Origin of the sequence: Haladaptatus sp. DYSN1 (genome assembly GCF_029489995.1) — an archaeon.
GTDB lineage: Archaea > Halobacteriota > Halobacteria > Halobacteriales > Halococcaceae > QDMS2.
This window is the reverse complement of the sequence record NZ_CP120471.1, coordinates 179,436-205,818: the sequence shown is the minus strand read 5'-3', so window position 1 is coordinate 205,818 and position 26,383 is coordinate 179,436. Positions and strand designations below refer to the sequence as shown.

The window sequence follows — 26,383 nt, the reverse complement described above, 5'->3', positions numbered from 1 at the left end:
TTGGTTTAATTCGACCGACATGCTTCGTTTCTTAACTCGCCACACATCGCTCCAGGTCGAATACTTCGGTGATTGCCAATCTAATGGGATTTTTATACTTTCTCAATTCACCGCGTTGATGAACCGCTTGGCCTTCAAACGAGGTTTCGTCCGCACCTCAATTTCCTCAAGACTCAGCTGAATGAGGAAGTCAACAAGTCGCCACATATTGTACAGTAGTATTCCAAACGCAACGTCAACTATCCAGCCCTAACCGCTTACAGCGGTTTGAGGACGGGGCCCCCGCGCTACCGCTTAGGTGAGAATCGTGTTGACATTCTCCTCGATCAGGTATCTGGTGATGAGCTCGGAGAACGTCATGATGTGTTCCGTGTCACCACTGCACAGCCAGAAATATTGTAGTTTTGGGATTCGATGGTGTCAGTCGTCAAACCGGTCCAACAGGGAACGTAAAACAGGCGAACCACCGACTCTTTCGAGGATGTACTCGGCAGGAACTTGTTCAGCGACTGAAACGCACTCTCGATGCCCCGACGACGATACCGGTTGATTACCTTCTTCGTCCACTCGCGCTCTACCCTCAGTTGGTCGTCTACGTTCAAATTTGTGTAGAACGCGACTGTCTTCGAAGCCACGCTTACCAATCTCGATATTTCAACAGTAGAATGTATCGAATCCAAAAACTCGGTCTGTGAAGACACACTCATACACCGTTTTTCCGTTGTAACGAATGAGAAGGTATCCCCCGTCAGTTTGCAGGAGAGATTCCTTGCGTTGAACCAGTCAGACACCGGTTTTCTGTTGTAAGAGATAGGAAGAACGGCTGTAACCGCCATTCCTGCAAAGAACTTTAAACAAAGCAAAAGTTTAAGACAGTAGCCTACGAACAGTCCGTCAAGTTACGAACAACCAAGACTAGAGAATGAGGCTAGATGGGTCTAGATCGCTGATCCACACGAGCTGCATACATGCGCTAGATTTACAACGGAAAACCGGTGTGTATGACTCATCCCTCATTTCGTCTCCCTCTCGATTACAATGGAAAAACGGTGTCTGACGTCCCTCCAGAAATTGAGTGCCTCCAACCTCTCTCAATTACAACGGAAATGTGGTGTGTATAAGATGGCTTCCAGAGGCTTTTTCTCTGAACCAGACACGCACATCATTACAACGGAAAAACGGTGTGTCCACCTCTGAATAACTGCGCTCAGTTGGCCAATATCAGCAGTTTACAACGGAAGGCTGGTGTCTATCTATCGGAGTTCTTTTCTCGAATCGCAGCGGCGACGATATCAGGGTCCTCCAGCAACTCGTTGATCATCTTCCGCCCCTTCCCCCTACCCTGTCCTGGGCGACGCTGGTCAATCACGTTCAACTCGGCTAACTCGGCCAGAATATCTCTCACACGTCGCTTCGAGAGCGGCGTCGACCCATTCTCCTCACACACCGTGTTGTACGTGGAGATAATCTCCGTCGAGGAGAACACGTGCTCTTCACCCGTATCCAGGTTAAGGGCGAGATTCACGATCGCGAGCGTGACGTACTCGGCATGCGGCTGCAGGTTCATGATCTGCGACCGCAACAAATTCGCCTCCGTCAGATTCGACGCCGGTTCGACCAAATCACTCGTGATCGTGTCTCGGCCCAGGCGCTGGGCGACCTCGCCAACATTCCGAAACAGCTCGATCGCTTTGCGTGCATCACCGTACTGACTCGCCGCCTTCGCCGCGACCAACTCGATGATGCCATCCTCGAGCGCTCCTTCCTTGAACGCATCCCGCCGACGGCTCAGAATCTCCTTGAGTTGCGTCGCATCGTACGGCGAGAACACGAACTCCTGGACGTTCACCGACGATTTCGTCCGGTTTCGCAGGAGGTCTTTGAACTGCGTTTGGTTGCTGATTCCAATCAGGCTCAGTCGACAGTTCTTCAGTTGCTGGGATTCCGCTGCTCGGGAAAGCTTCGCGATGACGTTGTCTGAAGCGTCACCGAGTTTGTCGATCTCGTCGAGAATGATGATGGCGACGTCATACTTAGCGTCGAGAATCTCGTAGAGCGCCTCGTAGTAGGCCGCGCCACTGATGCCGGACTCGGGTGGATTCCGAAGGCCAGTTTCGTCGGGGTCGTTGAGCTCAGTACAGGCCCGACGAATTGACCCGGTTTCCGTGTCGTAGACGAGGCAATTGACGTACGCCACGCCCATACTGATGGTTTTATCCTCCGCTTTTCGAGCGATATTCTTGCTGACGAACTGCGAGCACAGCGATTTCCCTGTGCCTGATTTTCCGTACAGAAAAATGTTCGTTGGCGTCTGGCCGTCAAGCGCTGGGCGTATCGCCTGCACGAGAAACCGGAGCTCGTCATCACGACCTACGATTCGGTCGGAGTCCTTTGGGACGTGACGAATATCAAGGAGATCTTTGTTGGCGAAGATTGGAGCGTTCTCCTCCAACAGTTCCTCGATGAAGTCGGTCATTGTACGTGAAGTCACTGTGGAGTGCCATAACAGTTACTTTCAAATCGCACCGTTTGTCCGTTGTAACTGCACCCCTTCTGTCCGTTGTAAGACGCCTCTATCTGGCTTGTACCATACAATATCAGTACTTTTTCCTGACCGTCCAAGTCCAGAAATCCGTTGTAACAGAAGTCCATTTTTCCGCTGTATGAGGCCCGCTACGCTAAGAATTCACAAATGACAACCCCTACCGAACCAAGCCGGACCAAGCCACATCCCACCCACTCCGATAGACGTCACCTGTCGAGCGACTCGGTCGAATCCGAGTCTAGCAAAAATGAGTCACTGAATCACTGACTCAATGAACGTATGAAGGCCAGAGTGTTTAAAGTAGTGAGATTAGGAGTCAGAGACCGTCTTCGAGTCGCGTGCGTGGTAGAGTATTGATTCTGGAAAGCCAGGGTACTGTGAATCAATGAATCAGCGATTCACTGACTCATGGATTTAGGATACAGGTCGGCTATTTAGACCCATCAACCGCTGAAGGCCTGATATTCGGGAGAATCCGTTCTGAGTAGAACGCTCCAAATGTCTGACGTGGATTTATGAGTCACTGATTCAATGATTGAACCATGACCGAGACACCGCGTGGATGGGGCGTCACCCCACCCACTGGCATCCCAACGATCGCCTTCGGCAATCAGAAAGGCGGAACTGGAAAAACGACCGCGACGATCAACAGCGCCGCGGCACTCGCCACTCGCGACCACGACGTCCTGGCAATCGATATGGACCCCCAGGCCGACATGACGAAGGGACTCGGCCTGGGCCCAGGCGACACCAACGACCCCTCGAGCCCGAAAAACGACCTGCCAAACACCCTGGTCACCGATGACGCGAACCTCCTCGACGTACTCGTGGATAATCCACGCACGCACGATACGAGGCTCTCAGAGATTGTCATCGAGGCCGACGAGTACGACCACCTGAACTTCGACCTGGTGCCCAGTCACAAGGATATGGGTCTCGCACGAGACTGGATGGAGGGAGCGAATGCTCGCCTTTCACTGAAGGTCGCGCTCGAAGCGCTGGTTGACGATGGCTACGACTACGATTTCATCGTAATCGACTGCCCGCCAGACCTCTCTGTCCTGACGGACGCGGCGTTCATCGCAGCACAGAACGTCTTCCTAGCGGCCCAAACCCAGGCGACGTCACGAGATGCGCTTGACGACCTGTGGGACCAGTTGGAGTCCATCGAGGAAAACCAGCAGATCGACATCGCTATCGTGGGACTGCTGGCGAACATGTACCGGGACGACGGGCAGTCACAAAAGTTCCTCAACGCCTTCGACGAGTCGTTCGCCTCGATGGCCCCGATTTTCAAACTCCCGATGCGCGTGGCGATTCAGCGCGCATGGGATAATGGCCGAGACATCTTCGAATGGGAGGACCCGAACGACCAACAGGTCGAACGTGACCTGTTCCTGGAGATTGCAGAGACGTTCGAACGCGCGTTTGACAAACCGCAGGTGGAGGCATAGCAATGCCGCGAGGAATGGACGAGCGATTCGAGAACCCCGCGGACGAAGACGCGGACGGTAACGACGAACCAACGGACCGGTCAGTATCCCGGGGCAAACGCGATGAAGCCTCGACGACAGCACCAGAAGAAGGTCAATCATCAACGGAAGCGGACGAACCGGATGAGGAACCCCTGAATATCCGGAAGGATTGGGATTCAGCCACAATCTATGTTGAGCCCGAGCAGAGCGAGGACATCGAGGTCACGTTCACGCGCCTGAAAAAGCAGCTGAAACGCGAGGGCATCATCGTTGAGAAGAACAAACACTTCTATCGTGGCGTCTTCGAGGTGGCGTTCGGCGAACATCGCGAAGAAACGAAAGAGCGAATCCGTGAGTTAGCAACCCAAGACCTCGAACAATGACTCAGTGAGTCAGAGAGTTGAGGATGGTTCGACTCACCATCCGTTGTGAGGCACGTTTGACTGAGTTGTTGAGGGGCTGCTTTTGCTGCCTAGGTGGTTGGCCCGGCCAGTAGATATGGACCTTCCGAAGTACGAGAGTTGGAATTGACAGACGTTGCGGGATTCAACGATTTTAACCAACAGATTGGGGGAGTTCATCACCGCTGTTGGTTAAGAATGAATTCGGAAGGGATCAGCATGGCTCGACGGAGTGTCAACAGCGACCTATCTGAAAGTTCGATGGGAATAACCTCGATACAGGACTCCTTGCTATCTCTTACAGCGGAAAAATGGTGTGGAACACTCTTCTACAGCCACTCTGAAACGATTCCTTGACCGAGAAATCTCTCAATTCGTTACAACGGAAAAATGGTGTCTGAGTGTTCGATATCTATATTCAGAAAGAAGTCCACTCGTTCTGAAAAGCCCGCCTCAATCCAGTATGGTAGTTCAAATGGGGCACTTCGGTTTCAAGCTAAGCAGGATCTGTTCAGGCAGTGAAATGCGAATTTTCCATCTGCAACTCCGTGAATCAGTGATTCATTGATTCACGGAATCTACTTGAGTGCGGTGAATTCTTCACCAGAATCGGGGAGGTACTCGGAGATACTTCGATGCGCTCCAAAGTCACTGATAATCGTTTGTAAGGCGTCAACAACCGTCGCGATGTCGCGATTGAGCTCGTGCTGCCGGTACGTGCCCCCATCCTGACCGCGGTGTTCAATGCGCGAGAGGGTGAGATTGAGAATCTCGAAGTCGGACAGGAAGCTGCGCATCCGGCGGGCCGTACGTGGGTCTCGACCCTGGAACTCACAGAGTTCTTTGTAGCGCTGGTAGACAACCCGTGACCGAGCAGGTGTCGCCTCCTCAGCCGCGAGCGTGGTCAGCGCATACAGGGTGAGTTGCTCGTGTTCGGTGAGGTCGCGCATGATGTCCATACTCTGCTGGGCTTCGAGTTTCTCCTGGGCGCGTTCGACGTGGTCTGTCGTAACCGAGTCCGCGTTCTCGGTACGGGCGAGGTCGCCGGCTTTCCGAAGGAGCGTAATCGCTCGTCGGGCGTCGCCACCGTCCTGGCGGCCAAGGGCAGCACACAATGGAATCACGCCGTCTTCGAGGGCGTTGTGGTGGAACGCGATGTCTGCGCGTTGGTCGAGAACCTTCCGGAGTTCCGCCGTGCCGTACGGTGGAAACGAGATTTCGGTTTCACAGAGTGAGGACTGTACCTTGGCGTCGAGTTGCTCGCGGAACGTCGAGTCGTTGCTGATGCCGATGAGGCCGAGTTGCATGTTGTCGATGTACCCGTTGTTGTCGGCCCTGGTGATCTGGTAGAGAAAGGTGTCGTCCGTGATATGGTCGATTTCGTCGAGCACGATGATAACGGTTCCAGAGAATTTATTGAGTTCATCCCAGAGCAGCCGGTAGACCTTCGACTGAGGATGACCGGTTTCGGCGATGTGGTGTTCGGGTTCTCGGAGGGTGTTCACCAGACTGATTGCGGCCTGATAACTCGTGCTGAGCCCGTCGCAATTGAGCGAAATCACGGAGAGATCGACTTCGAAATGTTCCGCCGATTCGAGTAGCTCATTCAGCAGGAAGTTCGTCACCGCGGTTTTGCCGACGCCGGTTTTGCCATAAATGAAGATGTTGTCGGGGTATTCGCCGTTGATGATTGGTTGCAGAGCCGCTTCGTACTCCTCTATCTCGTTATCTCGTCCGACGATATCATCAGGGACGTATTCGACTTTGAGCGTATTTCGCCGTTTGTAGAGCGTGTCGTCCGGCTGGAATCGAGGCGCCATCTTGTGTTCGAATCATTCAGGCGAGCAGCATAATTGTTCCGACCACCGTTTCCTCTATTTCCAGTAAAACCACTACGGGGCATCGGTTCCACTATTTCATTTCGACCCCGGCGTTTCCAGTCAATACCAGAGCAGTTGTATCGAGCAAGTAGTTCCGTCGTTCGGTGTTCAGAGTAAATCTCTCCCCACTATTTCCAGTAAATTCTGGTTATGGCTAGGAAAAATTGTACAGAGTGTGAGACCATGTGGTTCCAGTATTTCCAGTAAACAGTTCTTTATATACTTGACAAACCCCACTATTTCCAGTAAACTTTGGAAGAATACGAATCGGCAAACTGCAGGCGAGTGAATTAGTGAGAGTGGTGAAACACACCCTCCCCACTATTTCCAGTAAAGGACCAAAAAAGAGAACCCGCTCTCGAAAAAGAACTATAAACTAGAGAAATATTTATAATGGTAGCGTTTGAGTTAGTCCGTAGGAGAGCTAGAGTGTAGTTGCTGTTGGGGTTGGTTCTAGTGAAACAAACCGATTCTACAGCAGGATTGTCTTCGGTACGAAGTTTACTGGAAATAGTGGGGGGAGAGTGTGGTGGGTCTTCTCCTCTCCTCCTAACCTGTAAACGTATTAGTGGAAATAATGGGGTCTGACACTCGTCAGACGACTGTACAAATTTAACCAACACCGGAGAGATGAAACTGGTTGTTGGTTAAATAGATGAAACTGGTTGTTAGTTAAAATCCTTTCCATGAGGTCTCGGCTCCTCAAAACTGATTGACTGTTACAATCAGTATTGCCAGTTTCCTACACCATTATTTCCAGTAAAGTATGTGAACTACGGTATTTCAACGTAACATGTTGGTTAAATTTGGCCAGGATAGCAAACGTAGCCTCTCCTCCAGTACAGACAGAGCGGTCTCTTCCCATCGGATGTGACAAGACAGATACAGACTCACGAGAGTCGTTGGATACTGATGCAGACGTAGAACTCCTCTTGCTCGATGAGGGGCGGACTCAATATTTCTAGACAAGTATCGTTTCCCCACCCACCCCCCGTCATCGATGTGTAACTACCGCTTGGGCACACTCCCCACGGTCGATATTTACTCCTTATTTAGACCCACCCCCCGTCATCGAAGTGTAAATTGGTCTCACGCGCTACTCCTAGAGTCTGCTTCTCGGGTTTCGCTTTACACTCGGGGTGGGTGGGCGATACCTGTTGAATTCTGCTCTGATGTGCTCTCAGCTACTCGTCGGAAGTAACTGGTCCTTTGTACTTCGACCGGATCTTTTCTCCCTCTCGCCACTGCCAGTAGTAATAGCGATTGTTGTTGATTTCCTTCACCGTGAGCGTCGCCTTCGATGGGACGTTGTCGGGAAGGTCCTCTGGCCGCTCCTCGCCCTGATTGCTCGCTTCGCTTTCCGCTAGCCGTGCTTCGCGCTCATGATATTCAGCGAGCTCCTCGGCGTAGCTGGCAACACGACGAAGAAGTTCTGGCGAGTAGGTGTCGAGAGTGTCGACAACGTCAGTGGGGAGTTCAGAGGGGGGTGTCGGTGGTTCGTAGGACATGGTGGTGCAACCAGCTTTAACCAACAAAGAACGCCATTAGCATAGTTTTGTTGGTTAAGACGTTCGCAGACTCGCTTCCGTCCCAATCACGTCGTGTGAAAATTGGTTTCTGGACTTCGGCGAAGACTACCGGTCGTCTGGTCGGGGCGCATTCTCGTACTTGACCATCTTCTCTGGCTTGTTGGAGATAGTCTCGTAGATCCGCTGAAGCGTCTCCTCAGCGGCGAGCAGATTGTGTTCCTCGAGGAAGGTTCGTCCGTTCTCGGTGAGACCGTAGAATTTCCAGGGATAGCCCTGTCTGCGCTGGTCGTCGTCGAGTGCGACTTCCTTGACGATGCCGGCGTCGATTAGTTTCTGGATGTGCTTGTAGACGGTGGCATCGCTGACGCTGGGGTTGAGCGCCTCGAGTTCATACATCGAGGGCAACTGCTCGGGGTGTTGGAGGATGTTGTTGACGAGCGCGAACCGCGTCTGTTGGGTGACAAAGTGGACGAGCTCGCGGGTTTTCTTCCCGCCGGCAGTACCCAGATCGGTACTCATACGTCACCGTTCACGCTCTGACGACAAGTAGTTTACTCTTGAGTAAATCACTCCAGAGTAAACTATAGTGGGTTACAGCCTGTCGGTAGTTCTAGTCCAAGGCCGAAAGACCCCCGCCAATTCTGGAGAGAATTTGAAATATACGTACAACCGGATTAGCAACTGATTGATTATCGGTTCACTCAACCGTTTTCGAGCACGTCGATGAGCGCCTCTGCCGTCCGACTGATTCGTCCGAGACGTTCCCGAACCACTTCGGGATCATCCGACTCCCAGGCAGCCAGGTAGAACGCCGAGCCGCTGGTGTCGAGGCCGCAGTACCGCCCAACGACGTACGCGACGGCTTCGGCCTCGACTTCGCGTTTCGACCGTTCGGCCTCGTCGTCGATGTCGAAATGGAGCAGCGCGTGCGCGAACTCGTGAATCAGCGTGACGGCGAGGTCGGCTTGGTTCGTCCGTGCTTTCGCCTCCACGATCGGCGTGAAATCATGGATATCCCGCTGTTTGCAGACGCCCTTTGCATCGCCGTGCTCCCACTGGTCAGCGTCGACGATGCGAACCGTCACGCCGAGCTCATCCGCTGCCACTGTGAGTGCGGGTACGAGGCCCTCAGCGTCGCCCATCGCCGCTGTCTCCAGTTCGGGAAGCGGCTCACCGTCCGTCTGGGAGATGTCGAACACGGGTGCGGGTCTGAATCCAACGAGTCCCTTCGACCACTCCTCGGGCGGCGTCTCGTCGTAGTCACAGTCAGTGTTCTCGTGGTAGCTCGGCGAATTCTCGCACTCCGGGCACTGTTTCGTGATGATCGGTGCCCAGATCCAGATGGCTGACTCGCCTTCCTGGACGTGCCGGTCGAACTCATTCCGCCAGGTGTTGAAGCCAGCGACCTTCGTCGCCTCGGGACACTGGAGTTTGATGAGCAGCGTGTTGCGATGGGAGTAGTCGTGGAACCGACTCTGGACGTCGAGCCACTCTTGGAACTCTTCGCTGGCCTGCGCCGCATCAACGTCGCCAACGAGTTCGTCGATCCATGCTTCAATCGTACTGTGCATCTCGTCTGTTCGTGTGTCGGTCTCCTCGAAGGAGGTCGACGAGTCACTAGTCGTAGCCATGATGTTCTGAGATTCGCCTTACTTCGATCGCTTCAATTCAGTCCGCGCCGCACCCTTCAGGGCGCGAAAAACAGCTCCCGTTGAGAGTTACCGGAGTTCGTGTGGTTCGTCCGCGAACCCGACTATAACGAGATATTCGAGATACTCGTCGAACCGTTCGACGTCGCTCGGCGTGTCTGTCGCGAGGTGTCGCGCCCACTCGATAGCCCACCGGAACGCGGGATCGGACCCACCTTTGCCGTGAATGTACCACCATCGAGCCGCTTTGAGAACGACGAGTGGGTTCGTCGGCGGCTGTTCACTCGCCAGTCCGCGAGTGATGGACTCGATCTCCGCAGGAACATCACCTGAATCGATTTCCCCGGACTGTGTGTTCGAAATATCGATTGGAATCTCATCGACCGAGACGTCGTTCGCAACTCAACGCGGAACAGTAATTCCCATAATTTCGGAGTTTGGATTCTGTTGCGTGCCTTATTTTTACGTAGATTAGGTCTGACTATGCTCAAATCCCATGATTTTCGAACTCATCACGATGAGGAAATCTGGAAGGGTTTTCTGAGTATTTCAAAATCAGAATCGACAGACTGTTCCTATTTCCGATTCGTCACGATTTAACAGAAAACACGTAACACTACCACCCTCCGAAATTATGTAGTTCCCTGACTTCGGAAGATGGATCTTTGTAACTGGCCGTTCTCACCTGTTTTCAAGCAAAGATATGCAGTTCGGCGCCACTTTCGCACTGTTCTCAGTATGCTATCCAATTTGACGCGAGATCTTACCGTGGCAACGCAGGGAAGTGGACTCTGCGTCTTTGGCGAGACCTCACTCTGCTAGGCAGCCAACCATATCGGTGGTACCCACTGGAAGATGGAGAACCTTCTCTAAGACGCCGGACAGTGTACTACACACGCGCGAGTGTCTGAAACAACAGCCACGTGATGAACATGTCTTCCGAGAGAATCTCGTTGTGGTGGATAATAATCGCCGCGCAACCCGTGATAGCGCTTGATTTATTCGTAATTCCGTTTCTCGACGAGATTGCAGAGGTCTCCCCAACGCTTCCAGAGGTATTACAATATCCTCTTGCCATTGTGTGGGTACTAACGATCTCACTTGGACCCTTTGCATTTATTGTAACGCCACTGTTCCGATTGCCTTGTTTCTCGATTTACGTGCCGTCCGGCGGGCAGATACTGGATGGAGACCCAATCCATACTTCTAAGGACTGCTCGGAATTGCACAGTACACAGACCCGCTTGCAACAATAATCCCGGTCTTCGAAATGACCAGGATCCGGTACTCCTATTACCCCCCCAAAAACACTGGCAGCGGCGGTTGCTATCTATTATCTCTATACGCGACATCAGTACCAAACTGCTCGCTGAGTCTTCACGCGCTCGTCGAGGCTAGAACCCTCTGACTTCGATTCCGTGGCCCTCGAATATCGCCTTCGCTTTTTCGCGCTCTTTTGCGGATTTTGAAACCCACGTGAATGATAATTGGACGGTTCGGTTCTTGACCGCCCCATCTACATAATAGACAATAACGAGCACTGGAGCAACGAGTACATTCCGCTCGATATACTTGACAGCTGTGACGTCCTTCATTGAGATTGTCTTATCTATTGTCCGATACTCACTAGTGAATACCCTCGAATATTGGATGAGAAGCATCACGGCTCCGAGGCCGAACGCAAAAAGAAGGACGGATCGAAATATATTGAAAACAAGACATATTGTGAAAAGGCTGGTCAGTCCAACGAGGAGCGCAAAGAAGGGTTTACTGTCTTCGTATGCGCGTGGGAAGAGTCGCAGCGGGGACGTGACGAGTTGGATCTCAGTGTCAGTCACAACGCAATAGCCACGTAGCGTGTTGAATCGCTTCATCTTCGAGGATAGAGATATGTTGAGCGGTCTATTTCGGTCTTGTGGCTTTCGAGATAATAGAATCGGATGGTCTCGACATATTCCATCCACATAATGGCCAAATAAAATTACATAAATTCTCGTTGGGATTTGACATTCAGTGGAAGTGCGGAGAATAGACTTCGTTAGTCCTTCTCTAACGGACTACTAAGTTAAACACTGATTCAGAAACATATCATCAACTAAACTTATATCCTTTGAATATTATTGTATGAATGAATTTAAGGAAATGAATAATATCGAAACTAACTAAAAATGAACTAGCGCTGAAACGGCGCTCGGTTCTTCAAGCGATTGGTATTGGTACTGGTTTTGCGCTCGGAGGTGTAGGAGTTAGCACCCTTGCATCACAACCGGTCTTGGCTACATCTATTGAAACGGGAGGTACGATCATTGATGATTTCGAGGATGGCGACCTGAGCGAGTACAGCTTCAACCAGGGAGCTTCGGGCGCGAGCGTCGTCACGAGTCCAACGAAACACGGGTCGGAAGCGCTGGAGATCGATGGCACGAACACCGAAATGATCAGTACAGCTGGATTGACCTATTATCCTGCAGTAGGCGATACCTTCCGCTGCTGGGTACGGGCGACCGGTGGTGCTGATGAAATGAATCTATCCTACGGGGTACAGAATCACGAAAACCGGTATTTCGTTAGTATCGACTTCGCTAACGATACCCTCAAACTGTATCGGTATCAGAGCGGATCTTCGACTCTGCTCGATGAGCAAACTTCTGGATTCACGCTCTCAGAGGACGCATGGTATGAGGTCAAAGTTGAATGGAAAAATGGTGGGAGCCACCGAGTAACTCTTTTTGATAATACTACGTCATTGACGGCTACCACTTCAGCTACTGATCTGACCTGGTCGAGCGGCGGCATCGGCTACGATGCTTATCTCGCGACCGGCGGCACCGTCTACATCGATTACGTAACGATTGATGGATCTGATACGTATGGTATTACTGCTAATAGTACCATTGATGGGTTTGAAGATGGCGACCTGAGCGAGTACAGCTTCAACCAGGGAGCTTCGGGCGCGAGCGTCGTCACGAGTCCAGTCTTTAGCGGGACAAAAGTACTGGAGATCGATGGCACGAACACCGAAATGATCAGTACCACGGGACTAAGCCGGTATCCCGAAGCGGGTGAAAGATTCAGCTATTGGATTCGGACGACGGACGGGGCAGAAGACATCAACCTCTCGTACGGTGTCCAAGACCACGATAACCGCTACTACATCCGAGTCGACGTCGTGAACAACGACCTTATTCTATCTCGCTACGAGAGCGGGATCGCGTACCAGTTAGCCTCGGATTCAAGCGGCTATACGCTGTCGGAGGACAGCTGGTACGAAATCGAAGTCGCTTGGGCAGAAAATGGCCATCACAAGGTTACGCTCTACGATAATAGTCGGCATCAAGTAGCACGAGTCTCGGCCGTCGATGTGACCTGGTTGAGTGGTGGGATCGGCTACGATGCCTACCTCGCGACCGGCGGCACCGTCTACATCGACCATATCGACTTCAAAGGAGCATATCGGCTACAAAATACTCACATCGTTGATGATTTCGAGGATGGCGATCTGAGCGAGTACAGCTTCAACCAGGGAGCCTCGGGCGCGAGCGTCGTCACGAGTCCAGTCTTTAGCGGGACAAAAGTACTGGAGATCGACGGCACGAACACCGAAATGATCAGTACCACGGGACTTTACGCCTATCCTGCAGTAGGCAATACCTTCAGCTATTGGATTCGGACGACGGACGGGGCAGAAGACATCAACCTCTCGTACGGTGTCCAAGACCACGATAACCGCTACTACATCCGAGTCGACGTCGTGAACAACGACCTTATTCTATCTCGCTATGAGGACGCAACCACATATCAATTAGCCTCGGATTCAAGCGGTTATACGCTGTCGGAGGACAGCTGGTACGAAATCGAAGTCGAGTGGCGAGGTGATGGTCGGCACATAGTAACACTCTATGACGATAGCACAACAGAAATAGCGCGTGTTTCAGCTACTGATCTGACCTGGTCGAGCGGCGGCATCGGCTACGATGCTTATCTCGCGACCGGCGGCACCGTCTACATCGATTACGTCCACATGGGTGGTGCTGGTCGCTTACCGAGTGATGTTACGATCACTGGCAATACAGGTGACGGTAGTGCCGTTAGCTACGAATTTACCGTGAGCGGTGAGGTGACTAAAGGTAGGTTAGCGGATGGCGGCGAGAGCGTAGGTAATGGTGTCGCTTCAGGCGGAGTCGCCGATGGAGGGCAAGATTCATTTAAGTTCTCTGGAGACCTCACCCGCTTCACGGCCGTCGACCTTGAGCTCGAAGTCGATTGGGCGAATCATACGATTACGGTAACTGACACTCGATCAAGTCCAAGTACGGCCGCTGGCTACGAGTTCACAGTAAGCGGTGACCTTACTCCTCTCTCATCTACCGAAAATGATGATAGCGTGAATGAGGGAACTGCGACGGGTTCGGTCAATGGTGATATAGACGCCTATGAGTTCACTGGTGACCTCGTCAAGATAACGCTCAACAGTTCAGTTATCGTGGATATTCAGTCTGCATACCCACGCCTCGCAAGCGAGAATTCCTATCCGAACGCATCTGTGAGGGACCTCGCAATTGACATGGCTGAAGATCCGACTTATGATCGGATCGCATTCACTTCGACTGCGCTAAACGAAGGGTATAATCTGTATCTCGCCACTGGAGTCACCTCAGCAGATGACACTCCGGACGAGATACTGCAACTGAGTCAGACTGCTATGGTCGGTATATATGACATGAATTGGGAAACAGGAGATAAGCTACGGCGCTGGCACGATGGTGGCATCGACATGCAAGTTCTACGGCCAGGAAACGTTATCGACCGGCCAGTACGGCTTGGAAACAAATTGTATCCCGAGAGTGACGCCTAAGGAGTAATCAAAATGGCATTAACATTCACTAAGTGTGGGTTCATCCCGAAAGTCGACGTTGATGGGTTCAGTATTAATCTCGATCGACAAGAATTCTGTTACGAAGTCTCTGATTTTATCTCAACTGGGACTCGACAATGTGCAAACGGGTCAACCCCACCGCTTCAATCTGTTCAGGGATCACTCTTCTCACGACAATATGAAGACCCACTATCCACTGATCCGAGCACTGCCACGATAGGATTCGATCTTGCTATCTGGATTGGTATTGAGGAAAAACCGAATAATAATTATTGCCTCTGGATGGGGCAAGAAGAAACTGGTGTGTGCGTAAGCTCGTGCGACATGAACGCAGATGGAAATCCTGCGTTAGCAGATATCCGGGCACTTGCTGATGCACTCCTTGAAGAGTTAGATGAGAACCTCTGGGAGAATAAGTACGATATCCTCGTGGATGTGGGTGCGACTGTTGCTGCTGGGATACTTGTGGCCGCCGCGTTATGGTATCTAGGTGTTGTACTCACTATTGCCGTTGTAGGGGGAGGTACAGTCGCTTAGAATTACAGATGATTACATCTATTTATTCTTGCGGTAGAAATTATTAGATCAGTTATTATTGTAATGGCCAATTATTCGATTGATAATAATACAGATAGTGGCGAATGGGTCTCAACCGTATACTAATCATACAACTACTATTGAGTGCTGAACTGACGTAATAGTTGTAAGTTTCACCGATACTCGTGATTATCCTGCCTGCAGCACGGGTCTATAAGACTGTTCTAATGAATTTAACAAACAACACCTATTAATAGGTTAGTCAATTATTACTGTGGTATCTCTATGACTCAATTTCCTGGTGGAACCAACTTCAAACGAGGTTTTTTAGGGATTGTCATTGGAGCCGTTCTAGTCGGCAGTGCCCTCGCTGTTAGTCTAGTTCCGGGAGGGCCAGGACCGCTCCTCGATTGGGTTCGTGATTGGGTCGCGACGATTGGCGTGTATATCCTGATTCTCGCTCCGCTCTGGTACTGGATCATTCGCCCGATTAGTGCCTGGTTCAGCGCTGATACTGACGAGGAATCGAACCCGGATCCACCTCAGTAATGAAGCCGTGAACCGATACCTAAGCATATCGTAACTTACTCTGTCGGGAACAGTGTCCTACTCCCGAGGCCGTTGACGCACAACCACGCAACTAGATTCTGCTTGACCATACCCGAGACGATGGTAACCACAGCGCGACTCGTATTGAAGCGGCGTCTTTTGTGCCGTAACCAGCGAACTCGAATGCAATTGTTGTTGGTCTTTTCAGCGGTAATGGAACATCAAGACCGATTCTGAGACATCTGTCGTCCGGCTATTTCCTCAAGATTGTTCCGATGGCGATGCGAGAAGTAGCAGTCGTAACTGCAGTAGCCACAGGCGTCTCCCGTATCATACTCGGCGACAAAGGGGCAACGACGGGTTCGCCAGACATTCGCCCCGCATCCAGTACAGGCAGCACCGTCGAGATCACTCGGTGATGGCCCTTCGTACCCTACATCCAGACCGGCATCTTGCGGTGTCGAATCTGGCCAGACGCCGTGTTGCTGCCAGAATTCTCGGAGTCGACCAAGGCTGTGACGAACGGTCTTCCGAACCGTGACGTGGTCAGCGTCCCGGCCGCTGTCGTCCCATCCGGCAGCTGTCCAGAACTCTCCGAACTGCGCGCCACGATGGAGCCCGTTCCATTGACATCCTCCACGCGCCTGAAGGCGCGGGAATCCTCGCGCTCGGGGTCTGGCATTAGCGCCACCCCCGACGTGAGCGACTTTCTCCTATCCGTGGATACTCCGGTTCGTGCGCACTTCTTTGGGACGGGGAGAGCGTGGTGACTCCAGCCACTCGTGGCTGTCCCACTCGAATCGCACGGGCCGTGCCATCGGCCTTGGTATGTCTGCGTCTGTCTGCCGCCTTAGGAACGACTCGCTTGCAACGAGGTCGGCATGCTCCTCGAACCCGCACGAACACGTGAGCGTGTCTTGATGGCGAACCGTGTCCGTCGTGGAACCGCAATTCGGACACGTTCGGGTCGTCCACGCTTCCGACCGTGCTTCGACCGCGATGCCGTACTCCTCGGCGGTACACGCGAGTCGGTCGATGAACGCCCGGAACGCCCAGAAGTTGTGCGTCTTGGCGTTCGTTCGAACCGACCAGTGCGTTTCCAGCACGTCGGTTAAGTCCCCGACGTACACCGTCGAAACCCCGTCCTCGTACAGGCGTTCGAGAAGGTCGCGCACCAGCGCGTTTTGTGCGTGGTCGCGCCGTCGTGTCCGGCCACGGTACAACTGTCGAATCCGGTTCGAGGAGTAGCGTCCCTCGCGGAGTTTCGACTGTAGCCGGGCAATCTCCCGCGTCGTCTCGCGGAACTGGTCGAACAGGTCGCGTCCGTGGTACAGGTACTGCTGGCCGGTCGTGGTCGTACAGGCGACGAGGTTGTTCGCACCAATATCCAGCGCGGCGGTTTCGTCCGCCAGTGGTGAATCCAGTCGAGAATCGTCCACGGTGACTGGCTGTAAGGCCCTGAATTGGTTCGAGGACTCGTCGTAGTACAGTTCTAACTGACCCTGTTTGCCGTCCCACTTCGGAACGCCCGCCACTTCGAGACGAAGGCGCTCGGTGTAGCCGAGGCCGTACTTCTCCTTGAGTTCCTTCCCGACTGGGACTTCGAGGCGTGAGCGGTCACCCATCTCCAGCGTGTACTGGTCGTTGCGGATGTACGTGCGGAGTGTTCGACCGTCGTCTTCGTTGCCCCAGTAGCCGGGCGGGGAACAGCGTTCGCCCGTCTCCTTGAGAGAGAAGAACGACTTCCACGCGCTCTTGCTCTTGCGAATGAGTTGTTGAGCGGTGGCACTTCCGAGGACGCCGACGTACCGCTTGCGGTAGTCGTCGGTGTCCCAGACGGATTCGCCGTCGAAGTAGTTCTGGCGTCGTTCGAAGGTGAGTTCGTTCCAGAGGCTGGCTGAGGCGTCCAACAGGTCGTGGAGCAACGCCGCGTCCTGTTCGGAGCGGGGTTGAACGACAAAGGTGTTGGTTCGCCTCATTAACTACGTGTTGCACCAAAACGCACATAAATGTTCCGTTCATGTGATACTGCATGGTTGCAATTCGAATCGAGTTTGACGACGAGGGGCAGTACGAACGGTTGAAGGAACTGAAGAAGCACCAGGGTCTCACGTGGAAGGGGTTGCTCCTCGAAGGCGAGAAGCGCGTTCTGGAACAGACCCCGGAGTGAGTGTCGTCGGTGGATTGTCGCGTCTAGTGGTCGCTCGACCCCCACCTGAAGGCGGGGGCATGCGTTTGATAATATGTCAACGCCGACGATATCTGCGGGTGGGTCATTCGTGAGCGTCGGTCGGGTCAACTGCTGAATGACGTCAAGCTGTTTCGGCGGGCTCCCACCGAGGATGTGGACGCGTCGGCCACGCCAGTCGGTCGGCTCGGAGAACTCGTGGGCTAACCGATCAGCGTAGCCCCGGGAGTAGCCGAGAATGATTTCATCGGAGAGCAGGAGGTCAGCGATGGTTGAACCCGTGTAATTTGAAGCATTGTACGTGCTGCTGTGAAGCCAACGCCGACTATGAGCTTCAGATTAAGCTTCTTTGCGTAGACGCCGTCTGGGAGATATCTTCTACGTTAAATCGAGTCGACTTTGCAACTCGAAACCAAGGTGGCCCGTCCAGAATGAGTCGGTTAAGAGGGTTCTCTAACCCGATTGTCGGTTCTGGATAGGCTGTTGTGAACCTTGAATACGGAACCATTTTATCGGTGCCCATTGCGTGACTGAGGAAAACGCTGCTTGCAGAGATACTGTGGTTCGATTACTTTGAACCCGAACCGTATATTGGGTTTACCTGCAGAAGCAGAGAAACGCCATATTCATTTGGCTAAGATGATACCTGCCCAAGTCGACAAGTTCTGTGTCAATAATTTCCAAGAGGATAGAAAACCTCAGACAAAAATTTTCTGATGTTTTTTTTAATAGTTACAGCATCATCATTTTTCAATTTTAAGACTATATCGTTTGGTCCATTAATTGAATGTCATCAAACCGACCCTCAATGTCAGAAATATGAGAATCAGGATAATTCAGATACGGAACAAGATATGTATTAGTATATCCCCCAGTAATCCATATAGTACCTGATATCATCGACTGAACAACCGTTGAAATCACCTCGGCGAGTTCTGTCTGTACTATCACCTCCAGAACAAGTAGGATTTCCTGAGTTGCCCATTACTGTATGTTCAAACACACCCCATATCTCGTGGCGTCTATGTCTTCCGCCATATAAGTGTCCAACTTCATGTGTTTCTAAATGGTTCGATAAAGTGTACGAACAATATGCCACACATCTGTCTTTCAAAGTACTACCCGCACAAAGTTTATAATAATCATCATCTGCAACAGTTGGTCCCCCGACACCAGATGCTTTGCCAGCTGTGTTGCCTGCATAATTTCTCGAATCCTCAACTAATATTGCATCATAATTTGACAAAACGGATGGATACGAAGATGCAACTTCCTCCTGTGATGCCGTTAGCGCCTCGTCTACAGATGACGGAGATCCTATGTCAACTGTAGAGGAATAATCCGAAGTGGCGTTCATCCTATACGTTCCACTACTTGTCTCTATGTAATCATTCCAATTATCTTGGATGTAACTGGCTGCACTTGCAAGATTATTACTTGAATAGCCATCGTTTTTGTATCGCTGGGTTGGTAAGACGAGTACAGTTGTCACCATATTATTTACCTCCACGGGTTACAGAAATTCCATAAATCTGCTCATTAGGATATTCCGTAATGTGGATTGTCTCAGTTGGCGAATTACCTGCGATTGAATTGGAGTTAGACGAGTTGTTCATATTTTGTTTAATAATGTTCAATGCACCTGTGGAAGTCTCGTTCTTCGGAATTAGCGTTTGCGAGGGGTGTGCAATTATTCTTTTCAACCCGTGATTTTTCAATTGGACATCAATATCCATACTATCATGGGTTATTTGAGCTGGCCGATCTACCTTAACTTTTTTAGACTGACTACCAAATTCGAAGCTAACTTCTTCTTTATTAATTTCTAAATTTACAGGTGGGGTTTCGATATCTGCTAGTTGAATATCAAAATTATTATCGGACGGAATTACAGGAAGATTGTTTAGCTGTCTTTTTTCACTGATTGTTTCTATTCTTTCTTGAGAGTTGACTAACATTCTTGAGTTAAGTAGATCTTGAGAATCTGGGTTATATGCAGAAATAATAATATCTTGAGAATTATGTATTTGATTATTCAGTGGTTGGAAAGAAGGCCATTCTGTGCATACTGCAGTATATGTCCCTTGATAATTTTTTGTCTTTGCTCTCATTACAAGCTGGATAAAATACATATCGTTGGTGATGATGTCTTTGTTAACTCCCCGCTCATATGCCAATGATACATTACTGAGAAGGCTCCCACCAACGGTGATTCCTAATCCTTTAAGAACTGTTCTTCTTAATTTATCATCCATAACGAATAATTAATTTATGGTAATAACAATTAAAACTTTGGTTATTTATCATATAGGGTTCGGAAATAAATAGAGTGGCTACAAAATTACATACATAAATAATATCCGAATATGTGGGATTTGAGAGAATACTGCAGCCAATTCAAGCATGTGTGGAGGGATATTTTCGACAACAATATTTGCAGAAAATATTTATCATACCAAACCTAACTTTCCTTAAAGCTCATGAATCGACGTGCATTACTCGGGATCTCCACAGGCATTCTTACAGCATGGTCAGGATGCCTCTCTATGTTCGAATCATCAGACGTAGAAGCATACAAACGGTTGGAATTATATAACAAGTCTGAGAAATTTCTCACAATATCTCTTTCTATAACGGAGGTTGATTCCACTAAAAATAATATAGTTTTCGAGAAACAAATAACACTTGAACCGGATCAGATGGAGGTGTTTGAAACCGACCTAGAGTTAGACAAGAAATATAATGTATCTGTAACTACCGACGAAAGTCCCAACGGTTCTGAGGAGGTTACAATGTGTGATTGTATTCTTGTCGTGAATATTTATGAAGGGAATGTCGATATCAGTTTCTCGGCTTATTAATCATCGTCTCTGAGTGAGTTATGATTCCCTGAATGCTCTTGATGTTAATATTTCGAAAATACTCTTTTCCTCCGGCTCGACGAGGTCGTTGCTCTCGGCAACGAGTTCCCGCACGGCGGGAGCAGGATCCTCCTCAATCGGAACGGTACGTATGTCGAGTGGGGCGGGATACGCACGGTCGCCCTGCGCACAGAGCAGGAGCAGCCACTCCTCGGTCCCTTCACCGAGGACGACGTAGTGGTCGATGTCTCGCCGCTGGAAGACTGTCCGTTCTGACCGACTCACGGCACTCCAGTTTACTGGAAGTGGCGGGGTTGGCGTTCCACCATCCGGCGTGAGTGCTTCGTGCTTGGTGACGCCCGCGAGTGCGGCCTCGATATCGTCGCCGGTGAGATGCCAGCAATTGGCTGGTCCAGTGCACTCCAGTTGGCTCACCACGTCATCGCGAAACTGGATGTAGTGCTGGGAGGCGACGGCTTCGTCGACGGTGTAATCGAGGAGGAGTCCACAGGCGAGCTGTGCCGAACCGCTGCCAGCGTCACCCCACTCGAATTCCGGCCTACTCTGTCGTATGAGATCGAGGCTTCGATCGGGGGCGAGTCGCTCGTGTTCGGTGAGGTTGAGTACGACCGGTCTGTCGTCGACGTGCATCCCCACATACTCGACGTGGTCTCTGTTCGTCTGGCAAGGGTCGCTCGCAGTCTGTACGTCTGTTCTGGGATCGTCGGTAGAATCCGTCTTCATGTGTCGAACGCGGGAGGTCGAACCCCCCGCACCCCTACCGGGGGTGAAAAACAGCCTCCACGAGCAGTGATTCAGTCTGTTGAACGGATTTCGTCGGCCTGCTGTTTGAGCTGGCGAAGAATCCGGACACGCTGTTGATTTGCGTTCTCGTAGGCGACACACGCTCGCAGCGTCTCCATATCGTGAATCGTCACGATCCCTGCGTTGATGAGGCGCGAGTTTGGCGGTTCGAGTCGCTGTGCTGGCGACAGTTCGTTCGAATTTCGTTCTTGCTCTTCTGAGTTGCTCACTGATGATCGCCTCCGCTTTTTCAGAGGCGAAATAGACCGCACCTGCCCGCTACTCGTCGTCTTCCCCCGGTTGGATCTGGCGGGCGTCTTCGGCGAGGTTGTGGATGTATCCCCGAAGGGATTCCATGTCCTCTCGGGCATCCTCGAGCGTCTTGCCTTTCGCTTTCGCGATCACCTCATCCTGATCCCTGGTACCAGTTCCGCGCTTGAGCTTCACGGTGAGGGAGACCCCGACATCGCTTCGCTCGACGTACTCAGTTGCTGCCTTTCGCTCGCTGTTCTCGGTCGATTCTGCGTTCGTACGGGACTGCTGGGTGGGTTCTGGCATGGATTGCTCTCTGACTGTTAGTTGACGGACGGTGCGACTGGCTCATCGACTGTCTCACGAAGGGCCGAATCTATCTCGTGTCCTGTGAGTCGCCAGCGCTGTTTGGGACCACTACACTCCAATCGGCTCACTACTTCGTCCTTGAACGCCATGTACTCCGCCAGTGCGACGTCCTCGTCGTCGGTGTAATCGAGCAGGAGGGCGAGCGCGAGTTGCGCTGGGCCACTCCCCCTGTACCCCCATTCGAAGCCCGAGGGACTGTGGTCCGCCAGCTTGAGACTCCGATCTGGGGTCAGCGGTTCGCGGCCAGGATACTTTTCGACGATTGCGCGGCCTCGCTGTCGGTAGCCGACGTAGACGACGCCGGTCTCATCCGAAGTGTGTGACGCTCCGGATGACTGTGAATCACTTGTCCAACTCATAGTTCTGTTCGCGGGGTGCTCGTTCGAACACCCCCGCACCCCTCAGGGGGTGAAAAACTACCCAACGAACCCTCTCCTTACGCCAAGTGAGACACCTCAGCAGGTTCTTCGATGTCGTCGAACTCACCGCGCTCGACAGGTTCCCAATCCTCGCTAGGTTCCGGACTCCACCAGTCGACCTTGTAAGCGCCCGGTGCGCCGAAGATCTTCACCCGCGCCGACCCATCAGGCAGGCCGCGGCGCAGTTTCTCGTCGACGTGGAGATTCCAGGTCGTGGCAGTATCGAAGCAGGCGAGCACGGCCTCCTCGTAGCCACGATCCTCTTGCGACTCTTGGAGTTCCACCTGTGTATTGCAGTTCTTGCAGAACACGCCCTCGAAGGGGATGTAGCTGAACACCTCGTGCCCGCAGACGGGACACCAGAGGAACTCGAACAGTGCTTCGCTGTGACGGTTGATGACGTCCAGACTCATCTGTAGATCTGGCCCGTGTGAATCGGGCCACCCCTCCTGCCCCAGAAAAACGCTACCGCTGGGCGTCTTGTGACTCAGCGCTCAGCGCCGTAGACGATCTTCGAGCGAGCTTCGTAGCCACAATCGGGACAGTCGAACCAGCGCTGTACCTTCGCCCCGTCAGCTGCCTTCTCACCGACGAGAACGTCGTCGTTCGGGCACTCAGGGCAGCTCAACTCGGGGAGTGGTCTGTCTCGAAGAGCGTCCCGAAAGACTGTCGCCTGCTTGGTTTCGAAGCCACGTGACCAGACCGGGTAGCCGTCGACAAGGATTGCTGCCCGCCACGTGTACCGATACGATCCGGGTGCACGATGGAGAACGGCTCGGGCTTCAGTCTCGGTGTTTCGATACGCGAACGACGGCGTTCGACTTTCCCGTGTCCAGTTGGTGATTCGGGGCATCGGTTAGAAGTGGACGTCGGCAGGGACGACCCAGAGGTCTTCACTCTCTTCGAGGATTCGATCCAGGTGCTCACGATGCCGGATGCCGGTCGCGTGCTGATCGTACAGGAACACCGACGGACCGTCGTACGCGCCGACTTGATGGAACGCGTGCCGAGCGAGGTCCTCATCGCGCATGATCTCTTCATCACTGAGTCCGTCAAGCGCTTCCTTCACCCGGTTGAGGTTCCGCTGGAACTCGTTTTCGGTCGCCTCCCAGCCGCGTTCCAGTAGCTCCTCCCCCTCGGCTGATTCCACGGGGGCAGCCACGGGGAGATCGCCCCAGCGGGCAGGGCCAGCGACCGTCGTCTCATCTTCATCGAACGTGACGTAGTAGTCAAATACGGCGCCAGCGTGCGGGTCGGCTCCGACTAGCCGGTCGAACACCGTTTTGCCGGTGACCGCTGCGTCGTCTCGCGTCGATGCCTCTACGAGCGTGTAAATGACCATATGCATTTGAACCACTCTCGCACTCGTCGGGATGGTCCCGACGCGCGCCGCCCTTCAGCGGCGCACATAAACTACAGGACATTGCTCCAATTCGGAGATATGGCGTATCAGGAGACTTATTCTACTGCCTGCATTTGTCTGTCGTATGCCCTCCTGTCGTCGCCGCCACTTTCTCACAACTGCAAGCACCGTCGGTCTCGTTGTTGGGACCGGTTGTATCGGGCTTGGGAGCAGTCGCCCGGACGTAAACCCCGGGACCGGACTCTCCCAGGACACGAGCCAGGCACTCTCCGATGAGGTGGTGTACCTTACGGGAGACCGCAGTGACCTCCCGACGCCGTCACGGACGACCGACTCGCTAGACGACGCGGACCTCGTGTTAGCGACCGCGACTGCTGACCGGACGACACTGACACGGGCTATCCGCGCTGGAACACCGGTTGCAGTTGCTGGCGGCGGTGCGACGGCCGCCATTCGTGGTGTCCTTGAGAGCGTCGCGGCAGGCTACTCGTTTGGTGTAGAGATGGTCCGAGCGCGACCTGTTTCGGTGGTTGTGGCGGTTCCCGTTGGCGATACGATCGGGACGTATACGTTCATCGACGAGGGGGGCTGGGACGACCCAGTGCTCGATCCGGTCGGGTGGGCACTCGTGGGCCGTCTCCCCGACTGCGACACGTTCGTTCCTGAATCGTCCACGGACGATGCGTTCCAGTATGCTGGCGCCACACACCTCGTCGGCCGCCTCCCGACTGGGGAGACATACGCCGCTCGGTCGGAGGCATCGGTCACCCAGCAGGATGCTGGCCTGTTCGTGCGCCTCCGGACGAAATTGCACGCGGCTGCGAATGAGGGCTATGCTGTCGAAGAAGCCGTCCGAGAGACCGATCTCCCGGACGACCAACGCATGCACACCGTCTATCCGAACCCACACACGAAGAACGGCGTTCAAGTCGCGAACGTGTCGGATACCACGCGGAGTACGTTCGAGATTGAGGTTACGCCAGCGAGTCCCCGCGCTCGTAGCGCACTCACTGGTTGTGGGGGCTTTCGCACAAAGGGAGCGCTCGCGTACGACTACCGGACGAGTTTCCAGTGGAAGCAGGACCGCTTTCTAGATACTGACCAGCACTACGCGGGCGCAACGGGTCGCGGTGAGTGGAGTTTCCGTGCGTAACAGGTTATTCCCAAAACGACATCATCCTAGGGTTCGCTCGACGGTGATTGTCAGATCTCCAGACTCGTAGTCGGCCTCGAAGTCGACGGTGAACGTGTCTGAGTCGTACGCGCCGACCTGGTGGAATGCATGCCGAGCGAGATCCTCATCGCGCATGATTTCCTCGTCGGAGAGTTCGTCGATGGCTTCCTTCACTCGTTCGAGATTGCGCTCAAACTCTTCTTTCGTCGCTTCCCACCCTTGGTCGAGTAGGTCCTGCCCATCGTCCGAGCCAACGGGGGCTGCGGCCGGCAAATCGCCCCATCGAGCCTTGCCCGCAACCGTCGTGTCCTCCTCGTCGAAGGTCACGTAGTAGTCGAACACGGCGGATGAATGTGGGTCTGCGCCCACTAGTCGGTCGAACACCGTCTTCCCAGTGGCCAACGCGTCGTTGTGTGTCGATGCCTCTACCAGTGTGTAAATGACCATGTGCATCGGTTTTCACCTTCGTCTGCCGACGCACGCGACTGCACACTGCGTCACTACGTGATGCGCCGGCGCCCCTTGCCGGCGCTCGAAAAACTTTGCAAGAATACACGCTCGCTAGGCGTCGTTTTGTTCCGCTCCAGTCACCCCCTCGACGGTGATCGTCACCCTCCCAATTCTGGGTTCCGAAGCAATGCGCTTCACAACGCTGTCGAACTGCTTGTGAGTCCGGTACGGTCGCACCAGTCGACGGTGTCGCTGCTTGGAGTGTTGCCATGGTTGTTCTCGAGGGCATCTTCCTGCCCCGCACCCCTCGCGGGGCGGAAACCAAAAACCTCGGCCGGGGTGCCTAGCTATCGGAGTCGAATCGTATCCCCGTCGCGCTTGAGAATCTGCTTTGCAACGAGTCGGGCAATCGCGTCGTCGACGGCACCTTCTTGTTCGTCCGAAAGCGCTCGCACAGTCGCGAGGACTCGCTCCCGAATTGTTTCGACGTCGCCAATCCCATCGTCAACAGCCCCTAGCACAATATATTCGACTTCGAACTCGGTCGCAAACTCTTCGATACGAGCAGTGAACGTGTTTGGAAGTCCCGAGAGTGAGTTCACCGCCATCTCAATCGTGAATAGTGGATGCAAGCGGTCACGGATCTGCCGTGCTTCAGTCGAACCTGTGTTAAACGGTCGCTGTTCGTCGATTTCGGTTAGAATTAGCTCGTAGTCCAACCCACGCTGGGCGTACGTCCGCATGTCTTCGATGTCGCGTCGACGACCACTCGCTAGGTCACCACCGGAAACCGCTTTCAGCAAGAACATATCTTCATCAGCGAGGACGAATGCCATTGCGTGATTCCCAGTCCAGAACTCCTCCGCTCGGACGTGCATCCGGTCGGTGATCCACACTTTCCCGACGACTTGCCGTTCGAAGATATCGATCTGGAAGCCGCGCTCCTTGTGATGCAGCTCGACAGTTTTCCCGACACCCTCGAACGACTCCGTTGGCTCGCCGACGACCGCGAATCCCTGCGACGTGAGTGTCTGGTAGACGTGCTCGAATTCGAATACCACA

26 protein-coding genes and 2 pseudogenes are annotated in these 26,383 nt (G+C 53.0%); 7 read left to right on the top strand and 21 right to left on the bottom strand.

Annotated features, from left to right (window positions below):
• Window positions 1-1,249 precede the first annotated feature (1,249 nt).
• Complete coding sequence (locus P0648_RS17245) at window positions 1,250-2,476, bottom strand: Cdc6/Cdc18 family protein (RefSeq protein WP_276249107.1); 1,227 nt, start codon at window positions 2,474-2,476, stop codon at window positions 1,250-1,252.
• Between the two features lie 611 nt (window positions 2,477-3,087).
• Between P0648_RS17245 and P0648_RS17240 the strand changes: the two genes are divergently transcribed.
• Window positions 3,088-3,999, top strand: a complete 912-nt coding sequence (locus P0648_RS17240) for a ParA family protein (protein ID WP_276249108.1) — start codon at window positions 3,088-3,090, stop codon at window positions 3,997-3,999.
• A gap of 14 nt (window positions 4,000-4,013) precedes the next feature.
• Window positions 4,014-4,403 carry a hypothetical protein gene (locus tag P0648_RS17235; RefSeq protein WP_276249225.1) on the top strand — a complete coding sequence of 130 codons (390 nt, stop codon included), beginning with the start codon at window positions 4,014-4,016 and terminating at the stop codon, window positions 4,401-4,403.
• Window positions 4,404-4,999: 596 nt separating this feature from the next.
• Here P0648_RS17235 and P0648_RS17230 read toward each other — a convergent pair.
• The 6 genes from P0648_RS17230 to P0648_RS17205 form a co-directional block, all read right to left on the bottom strand.
• Window positions 5,000-6,241, bottom strand: a complete 1,242-nt coding sequence (locus tag P0648_RS17230; protein ID WP_276249109.1) for an orc1/cdc6 family replication initiation protein — start codon at window positions 6,239-6,241, stop codon at window positions 5,000-5,002.
• A gap of 1,244 nt (window positions 6,242-7,485) precedes the next feature.
• Window positions 7,486-7,809: a hypothetical protein gene (locus P0648_RS17225; RefSeq protein ID WP_276249110.1), complete on the bottom strand. Its 324-nt coding sequence runs from the start codon at window positions 7,807-7,809 to the stop codon at window positions 7,486-7,488.
• 126 nt (window positions 7,810-7,935) lie between these two features.
• Complete coding sequence (locus P0648_RS17220; protein ID WP_276249111.1) at window positions 7,936-8,349, bottom strand: MarR family transcriptional regulator; 414 nt, start codon at window positions 8,347-8,349, stop codon at window positions 7,936-7,938.
• A gap of 182 nt (window positions 8,350-8,531) precedes the next feature.
• A complete protein-coding gene (locus tag P0648_RS17215) occupies window positions 8,532-9,461 on the bottom strand; it encodes an ArdC-like ssDNA-binding domain-containing protein (protein ID WP_277505914.1) in 930 nt (309 codons plus the stop codon).
• 87 nt (window positions 9,462-9,548) lie between these two features.
• The gene (locus P0648_RS17210; protein ID WP_277506064.1) at window positions 9,549-9,854 is read right to left on the bottom strand and encodes a hypothetical protein; all 306 of its coding nucleotides are present in this window, start codon (window positions 9,852-9,854) and stop codon (window positions 9,549-9,551) included.
• Window positions 9,855-10,873: 1,019 nt separating this feature from the next.
• Window positions 10,874-11,317, bottom strand: a complete 444-nt coding sequence (locus tag P0648_RS17205; RefSeq protein WP_277505913.1) for a hypothetical protein — start codon at window positions 11,315-11,317, stop codon at window positions 10,874-10,876.
• Between the two features lie 434 nt (window positions 11,318-11,751).
• On the opposite strand from P0648_RS17205, the gene P0648_RS17200 reads away from it, so the two are divergent.
• Window positions 11,752-14,334 carry a hypothetical protein gene (locus P0648_RS17200; RefSeq protein ID WP_277505912.1) on the top strand — a complete coding sequence of 861 codons (2,583 nt, stop codon included), beginning with the start codon at window positions 11,752-11,754 and terminating at the stop codon, window positions 14,332-14,334.
• Window positions 14,335-14,346: 12 nt separating this feature from the next.
• Window positions 14,347-14,892, top strand: a complete 546-nt coding sequence (locus P0648_RS17195) for a hypothetical protein (protein ID WP_277505911.1) — start codon at window positions 14,347-14,349, stop codon at window positions 14,890-14,892.
• 770 nt (window positions 14,893-15,662) lie between these two features.
• On the opposite strand, the pseudogene P0648_RS17190 reads toward P0648_RS17195, so the two are convergent.
• Window positions 15,663-16,067 (bottom strand): annotated as a pseudogene (locus P0648_RS17190) (DUF6610 family protein); the annotation flags it as partial.
• A gap of 87 nt (window positions 16,068-16,154) precedes the next feature.
• Complete coding sequence (locus P0648_RS17185; RefSeq protein WP_277505910.1) at window positions 16,155-17,420, bottom strand: transposase; 1,266 nt, start codon at window positions 17,418-17,420, stop codon at window positions 16,155-16,157.
• 53 nt (window positions 17,421-17,473) lie between these two features.
• Here P0648_RS17185 and P0648_RS17180 point away from each other — a divergent pair, with 53 nt between their 5' ends.
• On the top strand, window positions 17,474-17,611 hold the full coding sequence (locus tag P0648_RS17180; RefSeq protein WP_277505909.1) for a hypothetical protein: 138 nt from the start codon (window positions 17,474-17,476) through the stop codon (window positions 17,609-17,611).
• A 75-nt stretch (window positions 17,612-17,686) separates the two neighbouring features.
• Here P0648_RS17180 and P0648_RS17175 read toward each other — a convergent pair.
• From P0648_RS17175 to P0648_RS17165, 3 genes and pseudogenes are all read right to left on the bottom strand, one after another.
• Window positions 17,687-17,878 (bottom strand): annotated as a pseudogene (locus P0648_RS17175) (DUF6610 family protein); the annotation flags it as partial.
• Between the two features lie 610 nt (window positions 17,879-18,488).
• Entirely contained in the window at window positions 18,489-19,124 is a 636-nt protein-coding gene (locus P0648_RS17170) for a hypothetical protein (protein WP_277505908.1), read from the bottom strand.
• A 1-nt stretch (window position 19,125) separates the two neighbouring features.
• Window positions 19,126-19,884, bottom strand: coding sequence for a hypothetical protein (locus tag P0648_RS17165; RefSeq protein WP_277505907.1), 759 nt, complete (start codon window positions 19,882-19,884; stop codon window positions 19,126-19,128).
• Window positions 19,885-20,109: 225 nt separating this feature from the next.
• Here P0648_RS17165 and P0648_RS17160 point away from each other — a divergent pair, with 225 nt between their 5' ends.
• Entirely contained in the window at window positions 20,110-20,490 is a 381-nt protein-coding gene (locus tag P0648_RS17160) for a hypothetical protein (RefSeq protein WP_277505906.1), read from the top strand.
• A gap of 18 nt (window positions 20,491-20,508) precedes the next feature.
• Here P0648_RS17160 and P0648_RS17155 read toward each other — a convergent pair whose 3' ends face one another.
• From P0648_RS17155 to P0648_RS17125, 7 genes are all read right to left on the bottom strand, one after another.
• Window positions 20,509-21,234: a DUF6166 domain-containing protein gene (locus P0648_RS17155; RefSeq protein ID WP_277505905.1), complete on the bottom strand. Its 726-nt coding sequence runs from the start codon at window positions 21,232-21,234 to the stop codon at window positions 20,509-20,511.
• A gap of 71 nt (window positions 21,235-21,305) precedes the next feature.
• Complete coding sequence (locus P0648_RS17150) at window positions 21,306-21,524, bottom strand: hypothetical protein (RefSeq protein ID WP_277505904.1); 219 nt, start codon at window positions 21,522-21,524, stop codon at window positions 21,306-21,308.
• Window positions 21,525-21,573: 49 nt separating this feature from the next.
• Entirely contained in the window at window positions 21,574-21,852 is a 279-nt protein-coding gene (locus tag P0648_RS17145; RefSeq protein WP_277505903.1) for a hypothetical protein, read from the bottom strand.
• 17 nt (window positions 21,853-21,869) lie between these two features.
• Entirely contained in the window at window positions 21,870-22,274 is a 405-nt protein-coding gene (locus tag P0648_RS17140; protein WP_277505902.1) for a DUF6166 domain-containing protein, read from the bottom strand.
• A 77-nt stretch (window positions 22,275-22,351) separates the two neighbouring features.
• Window positions 22,352-22,747: a hypothetical protein gene (locus P0648_RS17135; RefSeq protein ID WP_277505901.1), complete on the bottom strand. Its 396-nt coding sequence runs from the start codon at window positions 22,745-22,747 to the stop codon at window positions 22,352-22,354.
• Window positions 22,748-22,821: 74 nt separating this feature from the next.
• Window positions 22,822-23,187 (bottom strand): hypothetical protein, encoded by a 366-nt coding sequence (locus tag P0648_RS17130; protein WP_277505900.1) that lies wholly within the window; start codon window positions 23,185-23,187, stop codon window positions 22,822-22,824.
• Between the two features lie 3 nt (window positions 23,188-23,190).
• Entirely contained in the window at window positions 23,191-23,682 is a 492-nt protein-coding gene (locus P0648_RS17125; protein WP_277505899.1) for a hypothetical protein, read from the bottom strand.
• 139 nt (window positions 23,683-23,821) lie between these two features.
• Between P0648_RS17125 and P0648_RS17120 the strand changes: the two genes are divergently transcribed.
• Window positions 23,822-24,850 carry a hypothetical protein gene (locus P0648_RS17120; protein WP_277505898.1) on the top strand — a complete coding sequence of 343 codons (1,029 nt, stop codon included), beginning with the start codon at window positions 23,822-23,824 and terminating at the stop codon, window positions 24,848-24,850.
• A 21-nt stretch (window positions 24,851-24,871) separates the two neighbouring features.
• On the opposite strand, the gene P0648_RS17115 is transcribed toward P0648_RS17120, so the two are convergent.
• Window positions 24,872-25,324: a hypothetical protein gene (locus P0648_RS17115; RefSeq protein ID WP_277505897.1), complete on the bottom strand. Its 453-nt coding sequence runs from the start codon at window positions 25,322-25,324 to the stop codon at window positions 24,872-24,874.
• Window positions 25,325-25,668: 344 nt separating this feature from the next.
• Window positions 25,669-26,382, bottom strand: a complete 714-nt coding sequence (locus P0648_RS17110; RefSeq protein ID WP_277505896.1) for a hypothetical protein — start codon at window positions 26,380-26,382, stop codon at window positions 25,669-25,671.
• Window position 26,383: the final 1 nt, after the last annotated feature.

Bases quoted from the DNA above. Each gene is read 5' to 3' on its own strand.
- P0648_RS17235 (WP_276249225.1), top strand. From the start codon at position 4,014: ATGGACGAGCGATTCGAGAACCCCGCGGACGAAGACGCGGACGGTAAC.
- P0648_RS17230 (WP_276249109.1), bottom strand. From the start codon at position 6,241: ATGGCGCCTCGATTCCAGCCGGACGACACGCTCTACAAACGGCGAAAT.
- P0648_RS17215 (WP_277505914.1), bottom strand. From the start codon at position 9,461: ATGGCTACGACTAGTGACTCGTCGACCTCCTTCGAGGAGACCGACACA.
- P0648_RS17220 (WP_276249111.1), bottom strand. From the start codon at position 8,349: ATGAGTACCGATCTGGGTACTGCCGGCGGGAAGAAAACCCGCGAGCTC.
- P0648_RS17115 (WP_277505897.1), bottom strand. From the start codon at position 25,324: ATGCACATGGTCATTTACACACTGGTAGAGGCATCGACACACAACGAC.
- P0648_RS17185 (WP_277505910.1), bottom strand. From the start codon at position 17,420: ATGAGGCGAACCAACACCTTTGTCGTTCAACCCCGCTCCGAACAGGAC.
- P0648_RS17160 (WP_277505906.1), top strand. From the start codon at position 20,110: ATGAATCGACGTGCATTACTCGGGATCTCCACAGGCATTCTTACAGCA.
- P0648_RS17135 (WP_277505901.1), bottom strand. From the start codon at position 22,747: ATGAGTCTGGACGTCATCAACCGTCACAGCGAAGCACTGTTCGAGTTC.
- P0648_RS17195 (WP_277505911.1), top strand. From the start codon at position 14,347: ATGGCATTAACATTCACTAAGTGTGGGTTCATCCCGAAAGTCGACGTT.
- P0648_RS17170 (WP_277505908.1), bottom strand. From the start codon at position 19,124: ATGGTGACAACTGTACTCGTCTTACCAACCCAGCGATACAAAAACGAT.
- P0648_RS17225 (WP_276249110.1), bottom strand. From the start codon at position 7,809: ATGTCCTACGAACCACCGACACCCCCCTCTGAACTCCCCACTGACGTT.
- P0648_RS17120 (WP_277505898.1), top strand. From the start codon at position 23,822: ATGCCCTCCTGTCGTCGCCGCCACTTTCTCACAACTGCAAGCACCGTC.
- P0648_RS17180 (WP_277505909.1), top strand. From the start codon at position 17,474: ATGGTTGCAATTCGAATCGAGTTTGACGACGAGGGGCAGTACGAACGG.
- P0648_RS17140 (WP_277505902.1), bottom strand. From the start codon at position 22,274: ATGAGTTGGACAAGTGATTCACAGTCATCCGGAGCGTCACACACTTCG.
- P0648_RS17145 (WP_277505903.1), bottom strand. From the start codon at position 21,852: ATGCCAGAACCCACCCAGCAGTCCCGTACGAACGCAGAATCGACCGAG.
- P0648_RS17165 (WP_277505907.1), bottom strand. From the start codon at position 19,884: ATGGATGATAAATTAAGAAGAACAGTTCTTAAAGGATTAGGAATCACC.
- P0648_RS17130 (WP_277505900.1), bottom strand. From the start codon at position 23,187: ATGCCCCGAATCACCAACTGGACACGGGAAAGTCGAACGCCGTCGTTC.
- P0648_RS17155 (WP_277505905.1), bottom strand. From the start codon at position 21,234: ATGAAGACGGATTCTACCGACGATCCCAGAACAGACGTACAGACTGCG.
- P0648_RS17125 (WP_277505899.1), bottom strand. From the start codon at position 23,682: ATGCATATGGTCATTTACACGCTCGTAGAGGCATCGACGCGAGACGAC.
- P0648_RS17240 (WP_276249108.1), top strand. From the start codon at position 3,088: ATGACCGAGACACCGCGTGGATGGGGCGTCACCCCACCCACTGGCATC.
- P0648_RS17245 (WP_276249107.1), bottom strand. From the start codon at position 2,476: ATGACCGACTTCATCGAGGAACTGTTGGAGGAGAACGCTCCAATCTTC.